This is a genomic window from Bradyrhizobium sp., assembly GCF_004799445.1.
GTDB lineage: Bacteria > Pseudomonadota > Alphaproteobacteria > Rhizobiales > Xanthobacteraceae > Bradyrhizobium.
In genome coordinates this window covers 28,554-44,961 of record NZ_SSNA01000073.1, presented here as the reverse complement: position 1 = coordinate 44,961, position 16,408 = coordinate 28,554, and the positions used below count along the sequence as shown (strand labels likewise).

The 16,408-nt window shown below is 63.7% G+C and carries 20 protein-coding genes; 7 read left to right on the top strand and 13 right to left on the bottom strand.

The window, feature by feature from the left end:
- The 3 genes from E8A46_RS10265 to E8A46_RS10255 all read right to left on the bottom strand — a co-directional run.
- Positions 1–1,644, bottom strand: a 1,644-nt coding sequence (locus E8A46_RS10265; RefSeq protein ID WP_291560130.1) for a fumarate hydratase, incomplete at its 3' end; no start/stop codon positions are given.
- Positions 1,645–1,832: 188 nt separating this feature from the next.
- On the bottom strand, positions 1,833–2,075 hold the full coding sequence (locus E8A46_RS10260) for a hypothetical protein (RefSeq protein WP_291560127.1): 243 nt from the start codon (positions 2,073–2,075) through the stop codon (positions 1,833–1,835).
- Positions 2,056–2,331, bottom strand: coding sequence for a BrnT family toxin (locus E8A46_RS10255; protein WP_291560125.1), 276 nt, complete (start codon positions 2,329–2,331; stop codon positions 2,056–2,058). Before E8A46_RS10255 ends, E8A46_RS10260 begins: the two co-directional genes overlap by 20 nt.
- Before the next feature lie 357 nt (positions 2,332–2,688).
- Between E8A46_RS10255 and E8A46_RS10250 the strand changes: the two genes are divergently transcribed.
- The 5 genes from E8A46_RS10250 (at position 2,689) to E8A46_RS10230 (ending at position 5,099) form a co-directional block, all read left to right on the top strand.
- A complete protein-coding gene (locus E8A46_RS10250; RefSeq protein ID WP_291560124.1) occupies positions 2,689–2,895 on the top strand; it encodes a Kazal-type serine protease inhibitor domain-containing protein in 207 nt (68 codons plus the stop codon).
- A gap of 115 nt (positions 2,896–3,010) precedes the next feature.
- Complete coding sequence (locus E8A46_RS10245; protein WP_291560122.1) at positions 3,011–3,481, top strand: hypothetical protein; 471 nt, start codon at positions 3,011–3,013, stop codon at positions 3,479–3,481.
- A gap of 169 nt (positions 3,482–3,650) precedes the next feature.
- Positions 3,651–3,824 (top strand): hypothetical protein, encoded by a 174-nt coding sequence (locus E8A46_RS10240; RefSeq protein WP_291560121.1) that lies wholly within the window; start codon positions 3,651–3,653, stop codon positions 3,822–3,824.
- 231 nt (positions 3,825–4,055) lie between these two features.
- Positions 4,056–4,730 carry an isoprenylcysteine carboxylmethyltransferase family protein gene (locus E8A46_RS10235; RefSeq protein WP_291560119.1) on the top strand — a complete coding sequence of 225 codons (675 nt, stop codon included), beginning with the start codon at positions 4,056–4,058 and terminating at the stop codon, positions 4,728–4,730.
- Between the two features lie 12 nt (positions 4,731–4,742).
- Positions 4,743–5,099 carry a GFA family protein gene (locus E8A46_RS10230; protein ID WP_291560116.1) on the top strand — a complete coding sequence of 119 codons (357 nt, stop codon included), beginning with the start codon at positions 4,743–4,745 and terminating at the stop codon, positions 5,097–5,099.
- Between the two features lie 117 nt (positions 5,100–5,216).
- Here E8A46_RS10230 and E8A46_RS10225 read toward each other — a convergent pair whose 3' ends face one another.
- From E8A46_RS10225 to flgB, 10 genes are all read right to left on the bottom strand, one after another.
- Positions 5,217–5,924: a glutathione S-transferase gene (locus E8A46_RS10225; RefSeq protein WP_291560113.1), complete on the bottom strand. Its 708-nt coding sequence runs from the start codon at positions 5,922–5,924 to the stop codon at positions 5,217–5,219.
- 82 nt (positions 5,925–6,006) lie between these two features.
- Complete coding sequence (locus E8A46_RS10220; protein WP_291560111.1) at positions 6,007–6,693, bottom strand: lectin; 687 nt, start codon at positions 6,691–6,693, stop codon at positions 6,007–6,009.
- A gap of 181 nt (positions 6,694–6,874) precedes the next feature.
- Positions 6,875–7,822 carry a Tim44-like domain-containing protein gene (locus tag E8A46_RS10215; protein ID WP_291560109.1) on the bottom strand — a complete coding sequence of 316 codons (948 nt, stop codon included), beginning with the start codon at positions 7,820–7,822 and terminating at the stop codon, positions 6,875–6,877.
- Positions 7,823–8,068: 246 nt separating this feature from the next.
- Complete coding sequence (cckA, locus tag E8A46_RS10210; RefSeq protein ID WP_291560107.1) at positions 8,069–10,630, bottom strand: cell cycle histidine kinase CckA; 2,562 nt, start codon at positions 10,628–10,630, stop codon at positions 8,069–8,071.
- Positions 10,631–10,831: 201 nt separating this feature from the next.
- A complete protein-coding gene (gene flhB / locus E8A46_RS10205) occupies positions 10,832–11,908 on the bottom strand; it encodes a flagellar biosynthesis protein FlhB (protein ID WP_291560104.1) in 1,077 nt (358 codons plus the stop codon).
- Positions 11,909–11,920: 12 nt separating this feature from the next.
- Positions 11,921–12,691, bottom strand: coding sequence for a flagellar biosynthetic protein FliR (fliR, locus tag E8A46_RS10200; RefSeq protein WP_291560102.1), 771 nt, complete (start codon positions 12,689–12,691; stop codon positions 11,921–11,923).
- Between the two features lie 18 nt (positions 12,692–12,709).
- Positions 12,710–12,973 carry a flagellar biosynthesis protein FliQ gene (gene fliQ, locus E8A46_RS10195; RefSeq protein ID WP_291560132.1) on the bottom strand — a complete coding sequence of 88 codons (264 nt, stop codon included), beginning with the start codon at positions 12,971–12,973 and terminating at the stop codon, positions 12,710–12,712.
- A gap of 117 nt (positions 12,974–13,090) precedes the next feature.
- Positions 13,091–13,399 (bottom strand): flagellar hook-basal body complex protein FliE, encoded by a 309-nt coding sequence (gene fliE / locus E8A46_RS10190; RefSeq protein WP_291560100.1) that lies wholly within the window; start codon positions 13,397–13,399, stop codon positions 13,091–13,093.
- 17 nt (positions 13,400–13,416) lie between these two features.
- Positions 13,417–13,842, bottom strand: coding sequence for a flagellar basal body rod protein FlgC (flgC, locus tag E8A46_RS10185; RefSeq protein WP_291560098.1), 426 nt, complete (start codon positions 13,840–13,842; stop codon positions 13,417–13,419).
- Positions 13,843–13,886: 44 nt separating this feature from the next.
- Positions 13,887–14,294 carry a flagellar basal body rod protein FlgB gene (flgB, locus tag E8A46_RS10180; protein ID WP_291560096.1) on the bottom strand — a complete coding sequence of 136 codons (408 nt, stop codon included), beginning with the start codon at positions 14,292–14,294 and terminating at the stop codon, positions 13,887–13,889.
- A 368-nt stretch (positions 14,295–14,662) separates the two neighbouring features.
- Here flgB and E8A46_RS10175 point away from each other — a divergent pair, with 368 nt between their 5' ends.
- Together E8A46_RS10175 and fliP are read left to right on the top strand one after the other, a co-directional pair.
- A complete protein-coding gene (locus E8A46_RS10175) occupies positions 14,663–15,622 on the top strand; it encodes a flagellar biosynthetic protein FliO (protein ID WP_291560093.1) in 960 nt (319 codons plus the stop codon).
- Complete coding sequence (gene fliP / locus E8A46_RS10170; RefSeq protein WP_291560091.1) at positions 15,619–16,377, top strand: flagellar type III secretion system pore protein FliP; 759 nt, start codon at positions 15,619–15,621, stop codon at positions 16,375–16,377. The genes E8A46_RS10175 and fliP overlap by 4 nt, the downstream gene beginning before the upstream one ends.
- Positions 16,378–16,408 lie beyond the last annotated feature (31 nt).

Below are 16,408 nucleotides of genomic sequence, written 5' to 3'. Positions count from 1 at the left end.
ATTCAATTCCTTGAAGAAGTCGTTGCCCTTGTCGTCGATGATGATGAAGGCCGGGAAATCCTCGACCTCGATGCGCCAGATCGCTTCCATGCCGAGTTCGGGATATTCCACCACCTCGACCTTCTTGATGCAGTGCTCGGCGAGGTTGGCCGCCGCTCCCCCGATCGAGCCCAGATAAAATCCGCCATGCTTCTTGCAGGCCTCGCGCACCGCGACCGCGCGGTTGCCCTTGGCCACCATCACCATCGATCCGCCCGCCGCCTGGAACTGATCGACGAAGGAATCCATCCGTCCCGCCGTGGTCGGGCCGAACGCGCCGGAAGCGTAGCCTTCCGGGGTCTTGGCGGGACCGGCGTAATAGACCGGATGATTCTTGAAGTAATCCGGCAGTGGCTCGCCCTTCTCCAGCCGCTCGCGCAACTTGGCATGCGCCGAATCCCGCGCCACGATCATGGTGCCGGTCAGCGACAGCCGGGTCTTGATCGGATGCTTCGAAAGCGTTGCTAGAATGTCCCTCATCGGCTGGTTGAGGTCGATCTTGATGACCTCGCCGCCGAGCGCCTGTTCGACAACAGGCAGATACTGCGCCGGATTATGCTCGAGCTCCTCGAGATAGACGCCGTCTTTTGTAATTTTGCCGAGCACCTGGCGATCGGCCGAGCAGGATACGCCAAGGCCGATGGGCAAGGAGGCGCCGTGGCGCGGCAGCCGGATGACGCGGACGTCGTGGCAGAAATATTTGCCGCCGAACTGCGCGCCGACGCCCAGCGACTGCGTCATGGCAAGGATTTCCTGCTCCATCTCGAGATCGCGGAAGGCGTTGCCGTCGGGCGAGCCATGGGTCGGCAGCGCGTCGAGATAGCGCGCCGAGGCCAGCTTCACGGTCTTCATGCAGAGTTCGGCCGAGGTGCCGCCGATCACGATCGCCAGATGATAGGGCGGACACGCCGCGGTGCCCAAGGTCAGCACCTTCTCCTTCAGGAACGCCAGCATCCTATCTTTGGTCAGCACCGAGGGCGTCGCCTGAAACAGAAAACTCTTGTTGGCGGAGCCGCCGCCCTTGGCCATGAACATGAACTTGTAGGCGTCATCACCCTCGGCATATATCTCGCACTGCGCCGGCATGTTGTTGGCGGTATTCTTCTCCTCATACATCGACAGCGGCGCCACCTGCGAATAACGCAGGTTGCGGCGCAAATACGCATCGCGCGCACCTTCCGAAAGTGCTGCCTCATCGTCGCCATCGGTGATGACGCGAAAACCCTTCTTGCCCATGATGATCGCGGTGCCGGTGTCCTGGCACATCGGCAACACGCCGCCGGCGGCGATATTGGCGTTCTTCAAAAAATCGAAGGCGACGAACTTGTCGTTGTCGCTGGCCTCCTTGTCATCAAGGATCGCGCGCAGCTGTTTCAGATGACCGGGGCGCAGATAGTGATTGATGTCGCCGAACGCGGCCTCCGACAACGCCCGCAGCGCCTCGCGCGACACCACCAGCATGTCCTTGCCCAGCACCTTCTCGACCCGCACGCCCTCGGTCGCGATCTTCTTGTACGGCGTGGTGTCCGGCCCAAGCGGAAACAGCGGCGTGTGCTTGTAGGGCGGGACGGGCTTTGGATCGGGGAATGCGGTGGGGGCGTTCATGGGTGACTCGCGGTTTTTGGGACCGGAAGGCCTGCTGAGGCTGTCCGGCGATTGAACGGTTCTAAGCACTTTTCGGACAAAAGGAAGGTTCCGGATACTGCATCCACGACACGTCCTTCACTTTTTCTCGGATACCATCGGCAACGACGCTAATTCGCCCGTATGGCAGTGGCAGCACGAGAAGCCGTCTATCCCTTCCCTTCCTGCTTCTCCGCGTAGGCGTCCACCAGCGCGCGGATCATGCGCTGGTAGGGCACGCGGCGTTGGCGCGCGGCGCGCTTGAAAAACGCCACCGAACGCTGCGACAGGCTCAGCGTCACCTTCACATTGTCCTCGCGCAGCACCAGCCTGTCCGGCGACGGCAGGAAGTCCTCGACGATCCTGACGCGGCCGATCTTGCCCTTGCTGTACTTAGCCGTTGGCTTTTTCATAGACCGCTCTTCCTTTTCGCCAGTATCCCGCCCCGAAAATCCTGATCCGCTGGTTGCGCCATGTGAAGCGCACCGTCATGACGGCGCCTTCGACCCCGCCGAAACAGAAGTAACGCTGCTCACCGCCGCCATGATCGAGGTCTTCAGCGATGACGCGCAGCGGGTCCAGAAACCCCAGCTGGGCAAGCTCGAATCCGACGCCATGCTTTGTCCGATTGACCCTGTCTTTTGCCGGATCCCGCTCAAAATCGGACATCGGGCCTGAACCATCATTTTGTATGTAAATATTACCATATTTTTATATGGTCGAAAAGCTCTCATCTTCAGGCGGTGACGCGAACGGGACGCCGTGGCTGCCCGCGACCAAAATGGTCCTCTCGGTATCGCCGGTGTCGCGGTATTCTGCCGAAGCGGCTTATTCTTCTTTATTCGGCCAAAATCCGGATTATAATCTCTGGTTGTTTTTATAACTAATAAACGCAACAAGGGAGGCGCCTGTGAAAATCGGTATGGTGATTTCATTCGCAGCGGCAATGGCGTTGTTGACCGCTATCCCCACCGCCGCCGGCGCGGTCGGGGTCGGCAAAACCTGCGGCGGCTTTATCGGGGAGCCATGCGACGCCGGCCTGTTCTGCCATTCAAACCCGGAACCTGCGGCCGGTTCGACCTGACGGGTATCTGCGCGGTCAAGCCGCGGTTCTGCCCGCAGATCACCGGACGAAAACTGGTGGTCTGCGGCTGCGACGGCAAAACCTTCTTCAATGATTGCGCCCGCCGGCAAGCCGGAGTTTCGCTGGCGCACAAGGGCAAGTCCGAATAGCGCCGTTTTCGGCCCATCCTTCGAATTTGCAGCCTGCCGCCGCGATCGCTCTCCCGGTCGCGGCTGGGCGCTTGCATGAATCTTCCGCGCAAGCTTCAATGGCGCGGGGGTATTCATGACAAGAAACCAATTCCGGCACGCCATATTCGCCACGCTGGCGCTGCTCGCCGCGTTCGCCGCCTCACCGGCGCGCGCCGACCGCTGCGACGATATCGCGGGCCAGCTCAAGAACCAGATCGACGGAATCAAGATCGGCATCACGGCGGCCAACGTCATCTACCTGTCGCATCCGCTGGCCAAGGAACTCTCGCTCGGCTGCGCCAGCCGCAACTACAGCAACGAACTCTACGCCAAGGCCGACGGCCGCAAGCCGAAGCCGGAATTCGTCGATTTCGTCGCCCGCGCCGCCGCCCTCGTCTTCACGCTGCCGAAGGACGAGATGCAGAAGGGCGTCGCGCGCTGCCTGTCGCAATTGGGCATCTTTCGCGGCGACGACGTCAAATCGCGTTACCGCCGTCTCGACATGAATTGCTCGCGGACCAAGACGGAAATCTCGATCGCGATCTCGCGCCGCAAGGATGAGTAGGTAAATCCAAGGCTGACGCAATCGCTGCAATTTTATCGGAAACAAGGTGCCTGACGTTCACCATGTGACGCGAGGGGCCGCGATACGACCTGATTTAGGGATTGGATTCACGAAGCCTTCGCACCCGAATCGTCACAATCGGGCGATCAAGTGCAAAAGGAATCTGTCCATGAACGTTTCGAGCATTCCGGCATCACCGCCGGTGACCCCTCCCGACACCAGCACGCCCAAGCCGCCCACCGCGCAGAACGATGGCGACGCCAACGACGCCGGCGCGACCCAGCCGCAGGTTGTGGCCCCGCTGCCGCCCGGACAGGGAACGCGGATCAATCAGCTAGCCTAAATCCCGCTCGTATAGTTCTCCCCCGGAAGGCGACAAGAGCCTTTTCCGTTTCGATTGAATCGAAACGGGGCTCTGGATTCTTGAACTGACGCGTTTTCTTGACGCGAACCGGTCTCCACCCCCGGATCAAGTCCGAGGGCATGCTTCGCTTGAAAACGCTTTAGAAGACCACCCGCCGCAAGTTTGCCGGAAAACCGCGCGATCGTCCCGGCCCGGTAACGGGGACCCGGGATGATCGCCAGATTGCTGCTGCAGAACTCATTCTTCGTCATCGCGATGGGTGCGGTGCTGTTCGCCTCGGCGGGCACGCTGCAATGGCCGGGAGCGTGGGCATTCCTCGCGACCTCGGCGGTGCTCGGCCCCGCCTGCGGATGGTGGCTCGCCCGAACCGACCCGGCGCTGCTCGCCGAACGGATGCGGCTCACCGCGCGCGACGGGCAGCCTGCCGCCGACAAGAAATTCATGCTGGTATTCCTCGCGGCCGTATTGGTCTGGTTTGTCGCGATCGGGATCGACCGGCGTGCCGACGCCTCCCATGTTCCGTTGCCGCTCGAGGCGCTGGGACTGGCGATGTACCTGGTTTCGACCGGCTGCATCATGTGGGTGTTTCACGAAAATTCCTTCGCGGCGCCGGTCGTCAGGGTGCAGGCCGAGCGCCACCATCGCGTGATCTCGACCGGCCCCTACGCCTGGGTACGCCATCCCATGTACAGCAGCGCCATGCTGTTCTTCATCGGCACGCCGCTGTGGCTGGGTTCGTGGTGGGGCGTGGCGATGGCGCCGCTGTTCGCCGTGCTGCTCGCGATCCGCGCCCGCATCGAGGAGCGCGCGCTGCTCGCGGGCCTGCCGGGCTATGCTGACTACACCGCGCAGGTGCGCTATCGTCTCCTGCCCGGACTTTGGTGAGGAAGTGGACCGATGACCAGCAAGACTTTCACCGGCGGCTGCCATTGCGGCCTGGTGCGCTTCGAATGCACCACGGATCTCGCCATGGTGACCGCGTGCAACTGCTCGATCTGCACCAAGAAGGGCCTGCATTTCGCATTCCTTGCGCCGAAGGATTTTCAGCTGCGCGCCGGCGAGGACAATCTGCGGGAATATCTGTTCAACAAGCACGCGATCCGGCATCAGTCCTGCATCGACTGCGGCGTCGAAGTGTTCGCGCGTGGCAGCAAGCCCGATGGCACCGAGGTGGTGGCGCTGAATGTCAGCTGCATCGACGGGATTGAGCTCGCCAAACTGGCGATGACGGCGATCGATGGCAGGAACAGGTAGAATCCTCCCCGTCATTCCGGGGCGCGAGTGAAACGAGCGAACCCGGAATCTCGAGATTCCCCGATGTGCAATCGCACATCTGAGGTCTGGTCCTTCGGACCATCCCGGAATGACGGTTTAAATATCCAGCTCTTTGTAATGCCGGAAAATGCCGTCCTCGTTGAAGGCGATGCGGCGGTCGCTCTCGAGATACGCCTTGATGTTCGGACGGTTCGCCACGCGGTCATGCAGATCGCGCAGTCCGGGAATCCGGCGCTCGAAGGCCTTCATGCGCCTTGGAAAGGCATACCGCAGCCCTGCCACGATCTGGAACAGCGACAGATCGACGTAAGTGACCCTGCGCCCCGTAACATAGAAGCCGCCATTGTCCTTCACCAGAGCTTCGAAATAGCCGAGATATTTCGGCACGCGTTGCTTCCAGAATTCGTTCGTGCGCTTTTTCGCAGGGGCCCGCTGATCCTCGTAGTACAGCGACGGCCCAAGCGGATGATGGGTGTCGTGAATTTCCAGCACGAAATCCGTAATCGTCAGCTGCAGCTGGTGAAGCCATAACTTTCCAGCTTCCGCATTCGGCGCCAGGCCGTGGCGCGATCCCAGATAGAGCAGGATGTTGGCGGTTTGCCCGATCACGAGCTTGCCGGCCTTCAGAAACGGCGGCGCGAACGGCGGCGTGCCGCCGTTTTGCTCCATCATCCGCATCATCGCCGCCATGCCGCGCTCGCTGCGCGCGACATCGGCATAATCGGCGCCGGCCTCTTCCAGCGCGAGACGGACATATTCACCGCGGCCCTGAATCGACGGCCAGTAATAGAGTTCGTAGCGCATGGAAAGGCCCTTCAATAGAAGTATGAACACAGCTCCGCCGCCGCGAAGCTATGTTCATTTGCGCTAACCCGCTAATACAAACTTAGTTCGCCGCGAAGCAGTACATCAGGCCGTCGCCGCCGGTGCTCTTGAGGTCGGGCTGCGAGCAGCCGCCGTCGGGTCCGCGCGAGGGGTGCGAACTGTTCCAGGATTTCGACGCGTCATCGTCGCGCAACCCGATGCGGTCGGAATGGCCGACCATCGCCGCGCCCTGGGTGCTGCTCGTCCAGTTCTTGCAGGTGCGGTCGTCGCCGGCGGCAAAGGCCGTGCCGTCGGCTTGCGATCCCGTCAGCACATCGTGGCGGTTCGGCGTATCGCCGCGGCCGTTGTTGACGTCGCCCTTCTCGCTCAGCGCGGTCTGTTTGGTCAGGTTGTTGGCGCCGTGCAGCTCGGCGACATCCTTGGCGATCACCGCGCCTTTTGAATTCTGCCAGGGTCCCTTGCCGATGCGGTCGCGGGCGTTGACCGCCGGCTTGCCATCGGCGGGTTGCGTCGAGAGATAGGCGCGCCAGGTCTTGGCGCCGGCGCCCGCGGCCTGCGCCAGCGTCTGGCAGTGGTTGTCGGCGCCGGCAAGGCCGCCGAGGTTGCCGCCATTGCCGATGCCGACGGAGGTCACGAAGAAGGTGGTGCTGGCCGATTGCGCCTGCGCGGGCTGGGCCGCAACAGAAGCGAACGCCGCGGCGGCCGCGATCAGGCCGACAGGCGAGATGATTTGGGCAAGAGTGGGCATCTGTTCCTCCAATTTATTCTTGATTTGAATGGCCCTTTGATTTGAATGGCCTTGGCATGAGCCGTCCAGTCAGGGATCAACCCATCCTGACCGATATTATTCCACTTCCGCGACGCCGACATGAAAAAGGCGCCACGGCATCAGCCGCGGCGCCTTTGTATCGTCGTCAGCTCGCGCACGATCAGGTTTGCTGGATCGCCGAGAGCTCCCAGTTGGCGCCGCGCGGGCGCAGGAAGGTCCAGACTTCGGTCGCCTCGGTGGGCTGCTCGCTGCCCTTGACCAGCCGGCCGGTGGTGCGATCGGTGGTCTTGTCGATCAGCGAATAGCGCAGCGCCACGCTGGCGAAGTCGGTCTCGCCTTCGCGCCAGGCTTCGGCAAGATCGCCCTGCAGCAGCTTGACGTCGGAGACCGTGTTGACGATGTTTTGCGCCTTGTGGTCCGCGATATCCTGGGTGACATACGACACCATTTCCGGGGTCGCCAGCGTATGCAGCCTGGCGACATCCTCGTTGGTCCAGGCGGCCTGAATCTCGGTCAGCAACCGCTCGAAGGCTTCGTAGTCGCTTGGCAGAATCTCGAGCGGCGCACTGCCCGATCCCAGTCCGAACCCCGTTGCGGTGCGGAAGCTTGACGGCGCGCCGGGTGCGGCCGGCCCGCCCGCAAAGGCGGAGGCCGTCTCATGACGGCGCTGCCACCATGACATCGCCAGCCTGACCACGATGATGATCAGGCCGATCTGCAGGATCAGGCCGATGATCGACGAAAACCCGCCGAGGCCGCCGAACATTCCGCCGCCGAACAACATGCCCAGCAGGCCGGCGCCGAGGAAGCCCGCGGCAAGCCCGCCCAGCATGCCCATGCCCGGCCGGTTGAAGAACCCGCCGCCGGCCGGCGCGCCCAGACCGGGGCTGGCCGGCTGGGTCATGGTGCGGTTGAACGGCTGCGCCGCATTGGGCGCGGTCGGAGTGCTCGGTGGCGCCGTGAACGTTCGCGCTCCCCGGGAACCCGAGCTGACGCCGCCGCCGATCCGGGCGTCGGCCGGCGCGATCGCCGCTACCAGCGGTAACGCCAGCGACAGTGCGACGGCAATCGTCTGGACGATGCCGCGGGCGCGTTGCGTAAATTTCATGTCAATGTCCTCAAATCCCGACAAGGGAACCGCCCCTAACATGGGCAACGTTGCCTAAAAGTGAAGCCACCATGGGGACGCATGGCTGCGGCCCTCGGTCGCGGGGGGGAGGCTGCGACGGGGGTGCACTTTGGCAGACGGTCATTCCGGGGCGATGCGAAGCATCGAACTGCGATGTGCAATTGCACATCTGGGGTCTGGTGCTGAGCACCATCCCGGAATGACGTGGTCTCAGATTTTGCCCCCTCACGAAGGCGCCATGGTTTCCTTCACCGCGGCGACCAGCTGGCTCAGCGTGAACGGCTTTGGCAGGAACGCGAATTGCTGGTTCTCCGGCAGGCTCTTCTCGAAGGCGTCTTCCGCATAGCCCGACACGAAGATGATCTTGAGATCGGGATTGCGGCCCCGCATGGTCTTCAGCAGCGTCGGGCCATCCATTTCCGGCATTACCACGTCGGAAACCACCAGATCCACCGCGCCGTTCTTTTCCTCCAGCGCTTCCAGCGCTTCGATCCCGTTGGATGCCTCGATGACGCTGTAGCCGCGCGAGCGCAGGCCGCGGGCATTCAGCGAGCGCAGGCCCTCCTCGTCCTCGACCAACAGAATGGTGCCCTGCCCCGTCAGATCGGCGCGAGGCCTCGCCTCCGCCGCTGGTTCCCGGGCCGCGCCATTGGCGGCGGTGGTGTCGGCCTGGACTTCCTGCTCGGGATGGTGCCGCGGCAGGAAAATGCGGAACGAGGTGCCCTTGCCGGCTTCGGAGTCCACGTAGATGAAGCCGCCGGTCTGCTTGACGATGCCATACACCGTCGACAGGCCGAGCCCGGTGCCCTTGCCGACCTCCTTGGTCGAAAAGAACGGCTCGAAGATCTTGTCGACGATCTCGGGAGCAATGCCGGTGCCGGTATCCGATATGTCGATCCGGACATAATCCGCCGCCGGCATGCCCTTGTAGGCGAGATCGGCGGATTCCTCGGCGGTGATGTTGGCGGTTCGTACCGTCAGCTTGCCGCCGTCGGGCATCGCGTCACGGGCGTTGACCGCCAGATTGACGATCACCTGCTCGAACTGCGACACGTCGACCTTCACCGGCCAGAGATCGCGGCCATGCACCAGATCGAGCTTGACCTTCTCGCCGATCAGGCGGCGCAGCAGCATGGTGAGATCGCTCAATGCGTCGCCGAGATCGAGCACCTGCGGCCGCAGGGTCTGGCGGCGCGAGAACGCCAGCAGCTGACGCACCAGCGTCGCCGCGCGGGTCGCGTTCTGCTTGATCTGCATGATGTCCTGGAACGAGGGATCGGTCGGCTTGTGCGCGTTCAAGAGGAAGTCGTTGGCCATCATGATGGCGGAGAGCACGTTGTTGAAATCGTGCGCGATGCCGCCGGCGAGCTGGCCGACCATGTCCATCTTCTGCGACTGGCTGATCTGGTTCTCCAGGGCCCGCCGTTCGGTGGTCTCCAGCAGGTAGACGATGGCGGTCTCGGTCTCGCGTTCGTCCTCCTCGACCGCGGTGACGAAAAACTGCCCCCAACGCTCCTTGGGCCCGTCGAGCATCGCCTCGACCGGCGCGATATCGCCCTGCCCCTCCGCCGCCTGGCTGATGGCGGCGATCAGAAGGTGGCGATCGCGGGCGTTGACGGTCCTGAAAATCGACTTGTTGGCCACGCCGTCGGGGCTCAGGCTTTGCGCCAGCTTGGCGAACCGCGCATTGGCGCGGACCACCGCGCCCGACCGGTCCACGGTCGCAATCGCCATCGGGGTGTGGTCGAAGAAGCGCATGAAGCGAACCTCGGCCGCCCGCTGCGGATCGGCGCGCTCGTCCCGGGCGCGGCTGATCACCAGCGTGCGCGAGGCGCCCGGCGCGCCGTCGGCCCCGAAGGCCAGCTTGTGATAGAGACGCACCGGCATGGTCTTGCCGCCGCGCATGCGCAGGTCGATGTCGAACACCTCGGTCTTGACCTCGCCCGGCACCGGCGCAATCGATGTCAGCAGCGACGCGCCGTCTCCGGACACGATGTCGGCCAGCTTCAAGCCGCCCGAGCCGATCTCCGCCAGATCGTAGTCCAGCCAGTTGGCCAGCGTCGCGTTGACATAGACGATGTCTCCGGCGGCATTGACCGAGAAAAAGCCGCAAGGCGCGTGATCGAGATATTCGATCGCGTGCTGCAGCTCCTGGAAGACGTCCTCCTGCCGTTCGCGGTCGCGGGTGATATCGGCAATCGACCATACCGCGTATTTCGCCTCGCGCTTGCCCTGGCCGAGCGGCCGAACCCGCATCCGCAGCCAGCGGCCATGGCTGCCATCGGTGCCGGCGATCCGGACTTCTTCCTGCTGCCGCTTACCTTCGCGCGCCGCCTTGAGGAGCCGAAACACCGCTTCCGACACATCGGGATTGCCGATGAAGACCCGCTCCACCGGGCGGACGTCGTGCGGGCTCGCGGCCCCCGTGAGCGCCAGATAGGCAGGGTTGCAGTAGGCCACGTGACCGCGGGGGTCGGTGACCGCAACACCGTCATAGGCCAGGTCGGGGATGCGACGGACGACGGGATCGTCGGCGGAGCGATCGGTGAAACGAATGATTCCCGCGGCGTACGCGAACAGATTGAACAACCCGACCATCGCCAGCAGCGCCAGCAGCCCGAGAATGTAGGGCTGCGCCTGCGCACGGCCGATGGTGGTGAGCGCAACCGCGGCGGCGATGATCGCGCCGGCCACCAGCAGAACCAGGACGATGCTGCCGCTCCGCCGCGCCGGCTCGGGGGCGGTCATCGGCTCTCGTGACGGATCGTTGTCAAGTTCGGCGGTCATGGCAGGGGACGCGGCCTGTCGACATGGATGTTACGCGCTTGCGCGCGCTGGATGTTACGCGCTTGCGCGCGCTGGATGGGACGCACGGTCAGCACGCCTGCTCCTGAGTGCCTGAATCGGACCCGCAAGCGCAAGTCCACCACACAGTTATTTCGCCGGTTGCGCCCATTTACGGCACAATAAGGCAGCCCGTTCCCGGCGTCATGGCCGCCGGCCGGAAAGCCCGCGCCTGAGACCCATGACGTAGCCGATAATTTCGGCGACCGCATGATAGTGTTCCACCGGGATCTCGTCGTCGATCTCCACGGTCGCGTACAGGGCCCGTGCCAGCGGCACGTTCTCGACGATGGGAATATCGTGCTTGCGGGCGATTTCCCTGATCTTGAGCGCGATGTTGTCGGCGCCCTTGGCCACGCAGACCGGCGCCGACATCCCGCGTTCGTAGGAAAGCGCGACCGAATAGTGGGTCGGGTTGGTGATGATGACGGAGGCCTTGGGAACCGCGGTCATCATGCGCTTCTTCATGCGCGCATGCCGCAATTGCCGGAGCCGGCCCTTGATGTGCGGGTCGCCTTCGGATTGCTTGAACTCTTCCTTCATTTCCTTCAGCGACATCTTCTGCCGCTCGTACCATTGCCGGTACTGGAAGAAATAGTCCGCGATCGCGACAACCGCGAGCATCGCCACCACGGCGCCCATCAGATGCAGCGTCAGGCTGGTGACCACGCCGAAGATCGCGGCCGGATCGAACCGCACCATCGCTTCGAGGCGATGGCGCTCGGGCCAGAGGATCGCCGTCATCACCGCGCCCAGCGCCACCAGCTTGAAAAGACCCTTGCCGAAGTTTGCCGCCGCCTGCTTGCCGAATAACCGCTTGGCGCCGGCCGCCGGCGATATCTTGCTGAACTTGGGCTTGAGGGATTCACCGGACCATACCAGCCGGTGCTGCAGCATATTGCCCGCGATCGCCGACAGCGCCAGCATCAACAGCGGCACGCCGAGGGCTGCAATCAGCGCATATTCGAGGCTCCGCGCCAACGCCAGCAAACCGGGTCCATCGACGTGGATCATCCACGAATTGGCGATCAGGTTGCGCAGCGGCATCTGAATCCCGCCGATCGATCCGGAAAATGTCGAGAATACCAGCGTGCCGCCCGCAATCATGAACCAGGTATTGACCTCCTGGCTCTTGGCGACGTCGCCGCGGTCGTGGGCGTCGTCGAGACGTTTTTGCGTAGGGTCTTCCGAGCGTTCAGATGCGTCGTCTTCATCCGCCATCGTCTAGGGCTTTCAGGTGAGGGGTATCATGTCGTGCATGACGGCGGTGAAATAGTCGAGAAACGTTCCCATCATCGTTGCGATGACGACCGAGAAGATCAGGAAGCCGGCGAGAATCGACAGCGGCACGCCGACGAAATAGACCTGCATCTGCGGCATCAACCGCGCCAGCACTCCGAGGCCGATGTTGAAGACGAGGCCGAATACCAGGAACGGCGCCGACAACTGCATGCCGATCTTGAAGGCCGCGGCGAAGGCGCGGGTGGCGAGTGCTGCGACATCGCCGCCCGGTATCGGCTCGCCCGGCGAGAAGATCGAGTAGCTGTCGTTCAGCGCGGCGATGACGAGATGATGGCTGTCGGTCGCAAACAGCATGGTCACGCCGAGCAAGGTGAGGAAATTTCCGATCAGCAGGCCCTGCTGACCCTGGGTCGGGTCGATCGCGGTGACAAATCCGAGGCCGAGCTGCTGGGCGATCACCGATCCGGCGACCTGCAGCGCCGCAAGCGTCACCCGCGCGGTGGCGCCGAGCACGATACCGACGACGATCTCATAGAGCATCAGGACCAGCAGCGGCGTGATCGAGCCCATGTCGATGTGGTAGTCGGCGCGGTGCAACGGCAGGATGATCAGCGTCAGCAGCAGCGCGATCGCCAGCTTGATGCGGACCGGAATATTGGACTCGCCCAGCCCCGGCAACAGCATCACCATCGCGCCGATGCGGGCGAACACCAGCATGAAGGCGGCGGCGAGCGCGGGCAGCAGTGAAATATCGATGCGCATGATCCACGCATACTGCCATCAACCGCCTATGATTCGCGACGATATCCGCATCATGTGACTGTGCAGCGAGTCCGCCATGAACGGCAGCGCCAGCAGCAGGGTGACGAAAATCGCCAGGATTTTGGGGACGAAGATCAGCGTCTGTTCCTGGATCTGGGTGAGCGCCTGAAACAGCGACACCACGACGCCGACGACGAGCCCGACGATCATCAGCGGTGACGACACCACGACAATGGTCCAGATCGCATCGCGCGCCACGTCGAGGGTTTCCGCACCGGTCATGACATACTTTCCGTTCAGGTAATCCGTCATTCCGGGATGGTCCGAAGGACCAGACCCGGAATCTCGAGATTCCGGGCTCGCGCTTCGCGCGCCCCGGAATGACGGGAACTAAAATTCTCAGATCGGCATCTTCATGATGTCTTCGTAGGACGCGATGACCTTGTCGCGCACCGACACCAGCGTCGAGACCGCGACGTCGGTTTCCGCGACCGCCGTCACCACGTCCATGACATTGGCCTTGCCCGACGCCATCGCGACGGTCTGGGCGTCGGATTTGCGCCCGATGTCGAGGACGCCACCGATCGCCTCCTTGAGCACCGCACCGAAGGATTGTCCGCCGGCGTCGGGACCCTTGGCGGCGCCGCCGGTATCCACGATGCGAGCGAGTGCGGCGTAGGCGTTTGCTGCGACTGTGGGTGAAGCCATGGTTCAAGCTTTCCTGTTCAGGTCTTGAGGATGTCGAGCGTGCGTTGGATCATCCGGCGGGTGGCGCCGATGATGTTGAGGTTGGCCTCGTAGGATCGCTGCGCGTCGCGCATGTCGGTCATTTCGACCAGCGGATTGACGTTGGGATATTTGACGTTGCCGGCCACGTCTGCCGCCGGATTGCTCGGCTCGTGCTTGATGCGAAACGCCGTCTGATCGGGCCGGATCCTGCCCAGCGTAACCACCTGCGCGTCCAGCGTGCGGTCGAGCGCGGAGGAAAAGGTCGGCACCTTGCGGCGATAGGGATCGCCGCCGGCGATCGGCGCGGTGGAATCCGCGTTGGCGATGTTTTCCGAGATCACCCGGATCCGCCCCGCCTGCGCGCGTAGGCCCGAGGTCGCAATGCCCATCGAGCGGACGAAATCGTTCGCATCGCTTGCCATGATGCCGTTCCCTTTTCGCTATCCGGCCGTTTGATCGAGCCGGGTCATGCCTTGCCGATAGCCACCTTCAGAAGATGCAGGCTCTTGCTGTAGAGCGAGGTCACCGCCGCGTAGTCCATCTGGTTGGCGGAGACCTTCAGCATCTCGTCTTCCAGGTTGACGGCATTGCCGGCGGGCCTGGTCTCGAATCCTGTTCTGCGGTTCTCCGCGAAGCTTTGTCCGGCGCCCAATGCGGAAATATGGCCGCTGCTGGTGCGCTGCATCGCCAGCGATCCCGCCGATCCCGCGGCGGTGGCGCCCGTGGTGTCGAATTTCGGTTCGACCAGGTCGCGCGGCTTGAAATTCGGGCTGTCGGAATTGGAGACGTTTTCGGAGAGGATGCGCTGGCGTTCCTGGTGCCACTGCATCTTGGTGCGCAGCACCGACAGGGCCGGAAGATCGTTGATGGACATCGCGCCGCTCTCCCCCGCCTCCGCGGCACGAGCGCCGCCTGAGGTGGGCAGAATTTGCCGCCTGTATGGTTAACAGCCGGTTAATGGTCGTGGCGGCCGATGGCGTCGCGTCCCGGTTCGAGAATCAAGCCGAGCGTATTTTCGCCACGAATGCTGCGTTAACCAACGAAATCATTGCAGTTGGGACCGCGAGAAGTCGTTTTGGCCCAGCCGATTCATGGGTTATTAGGATACGGGGCGGCAGTTCCTGCCGCGGGGAATTAAGAGTTTGGGCCAGAATCAGGCTTCGTTTGCCGTTCGGCGTGTCGCTTCCGATCCGCGTTCGACGAAAGAGACTTGAAGAAAACGCTAGTTGCCGGGGACAAAGCATGCAGGCACTTACATTTTTCTTCGCGTTTGTGGCGGTTTTGGCGCTGATCGGGGCCGCGGCTTGGCTGGTGCGCCGATTCGCTGGCAACCGGCTGGGCGCCAATCCCAATCGCAGCCGGATGCCCCGGCTGGCGGTGATCGACGCCGCCGCCGTGGACGGGCGCCGACGGCTCGTGCTGGTGCGGCGCGACAACGTCGAACACCTGCTGATGATCGGCGGCCCGACCGATATCGTCGTGGAACCCAACATCGTGCGCGCTATCCCCGGACGGGATCAGATGCAGCCGCGGCCAGCCGTCGGCGGCCCCGAGCCGCAGGCCCGTATCGTGCCGCTGCCCGACGCCGCCAACTGGAGCGATGCCGACAGCCCGCGGTCCGACACCTTCGATCATGCCGAACCGCAAATGCCCGAGCCGCCGCCGCGCCCGATGCGGCCCTCCTTTGCCGACGAAGCGCGCCGACCGGCGCCGGAACGCCGCGGCGATCGCACCGACCCCCTGGCCGGATTTTCGGCCGGATTTACGCCCGAGCCGTTGAGCGGCCGTCCGGAGCCCCGACCGGAACTGCGCGGCGAGCCGATGCCGTCGCGGGTGACATCGCGCAACGAGCCCTTGATGCCTCGCCCGGCGCGCCCGAGCGAAGCGCCGAAACCGCCACCGGTCCGCGCGCCGGAGCGCATCGTCGCGCCGCCACCTCCGCCGCCCCCGCCGGCTCCGGCGGCGGCGTCAGCCGACCAAAATCTCGCCGAGATGGCGCAACGGCTCGAGGCCGCGCTTCGCCGGCCCGCCGGCGACACGGTGGCGCCGCCGGTGGCGCCCGAACCGCCCCCTGCCCGCGCGGCCTCCCGCAGCGAGCCTCCGATCGCCCCGCCGGTCACGGAGCCCCCGGTGAAAAGCGGGTTCGAGAATCTGGAAGACGAGATGGCGTCATTGCTGGGCCGTCCAAAGAACCCTTCGTGAGGCCGCCGGCTTTCCCGCGTAGAGTTTTATTTTTTGCCACACTGATAGCCGCCGGATCGCTGGCCGCCCCTGCGCTGGCGCAAGACATCAGCATCAATCTCGGCCAGGGCAATGGCGGCGTCACCGAGCGCGCGATCCAGATGATTGCACTGCTGACGGTGCTGTCGGTGGCGCCGTCGATCCTGATCATGATGACGTCGTTCACCCGGATCGTGGTCGTGCTGTCGCTGCTGCGCACCGCGCTTGGCACCGCGACCGCCCCGCCGAACTCCGTGATCATCGCGCTGGCGATGTTCCTGACCGCGTTCGTGATGGGCCCGGTGCTGCAGAAGTCCTACGACGACGGCATCAAGCCGCTGGTCGCCAACCAGATCAGCGTCGAGGACGCGCTGCAGCGTGCGTCGGTGCCGCTGCGCGGCTTCATGCAGAAGAATGTGCGCGAAAAGGACCTGAAGCTGTTCATGGATATGTCGGGCGAGCCGCCGCCGGCGACGCCGGAAGACATGTCGCTGCGGATTCTGATGCCGGCGTTCATGATCTCGGAGCTGAAGCGCGCCTTCGAGATCGGCTTTCTTCTGTTCCTGCCGTTCCTGATCATCGACCTCGTGGTCGCCTCGGTGCTGATGTCGATGGGCATGATGATGCTGCCGCCGGTGGTGGTGTCGCTGCCGTTCAAGCTGATCTTCTTCGTGCTGGTCGACGGCTGGTCGCTGGTCGCCGGCAGCCTGGTGCAAAGCTACAGCGGCGGCGGCTAGCAACGCCACCTCCTCGACCGGTCCGGGCCGA

Coding starts and splice junctions, on each gene's coding strand:
- cckA (WP_291560107.1), bottom strand. CDS start 10,630: ATGACCGCCGAACTTGACAACGATCCGTCACGAGAGCCGATGACCGCC.
- E8A46_RS10230 (WP_291560116.1), top strand. CDS start 4,743: ATGACCAGCAAGACTTTCACCGGCGGCTGCCATTGCGGCCTGGTGCGC.
- E8A46_RS10215 (WP_291560109.1), bottom strand. CDS start 7,822: ATGAAATTTACGCAACGCGCCCGCGGCATCGTCCAGACGATTGCCGTC.
- E8A46_RS10250 (WP_291560124.1), top strand. CDS start 2,689: ATGCGACGCCGGCCTGTTCTGCCATTCAAACCCGGAACCTGCGGCCGG.
- flgC (WP_291560098.1), bottom strand. CDS start 13,842: ATGGCAAGCGATGCGAACGATTTCGTCCGCTCGATGGGCATTGCGACC.
- E8A46_RS10225 (WP_291560113.1), bottom strand. CDS start 5,924: ATGCGCTACGAACTCTATTACTGGCCGTCGATTCAGGGCCGCGGTGAA.
- flgB (WP_291560096.1), bottom strand. CDS start 14,294: ATGTCCATCAACGATCTTCCGGCCCTGTCGGTGCTGCGCACCAAGATG.
- flhB (WP_291560104.1), bottom strand. CDS start 11,908: ATGGCGGATGAAGACGACGCATCTGAACGCTCGGAAGACCCTACGCAA.
- E8A46_RS10240 (WP_291560121.1), top strand. CDS start 3,651: ATGAACGTTTCGAGCATTCCGGCATCACCGCCGGTGACCCCTCCCGAC.
- fliE (WP_291560100.1), bottom strand. CDS start 13,399: ATGGCTTCACCCACAGTCGCAGCAAACGCCTACGCCGCACTCGCTCGC.
- E8A46_RS10235 (WP_291560119.1), top strand. CDS start 4,056: ATGATCGCCAGATTGCTGCTGCAGAACTCATTCTTCGTCATCGCGATG.
- E8A46_RS10175 (WP_291560093.1), top strand. CDS start 14,663: ATGCAGGCACTTACATTTTTCTTCGCGTTTGTGGCGGTTTTGGCGCTG.
- E8A46_RS10260 (WP_291560127.1), bottom strand. CDS start 2,075: ATGAAAAAGCCAACGGCTAAGTACAGCAAGGGCAAGATCGGCCGCGTC.
- E8A46_RS10220 (WP_291560111.1), bottom strand. CDS start 6,693: ATGCCCACTCTTGCCCAAATCATCTCGCCTGTCGGCCTGATCGCGGCC.
- E8A46_RS10245 (WP_291560122.1), top strand. CDS start 3,011: ATGACAAGAAACCAATTCCGGCACGCCATATTCGCCACGCTGGCGCTG.
- fliQ (WP_291560132.1), bottom strand. CDS start 12,973: ATGACCGGTGCGGAAACCCTCGACGTGGCGCGCGATGCGATCTGGACC.
- E8A46_RS10255 (WP_291560125.1), bottom strand. CDS start 2,331: ATGTCCGATTTTGAGCGGGATCCGGCAAAAGACAGGGTCAATCGGACA.
- fliR (WP_291560102.1), bottom strand. CDS start 12,691: ATGCGCATCGATATTTCACTGCTGCCCGCGCTCGCCGCCGCCTTCATG.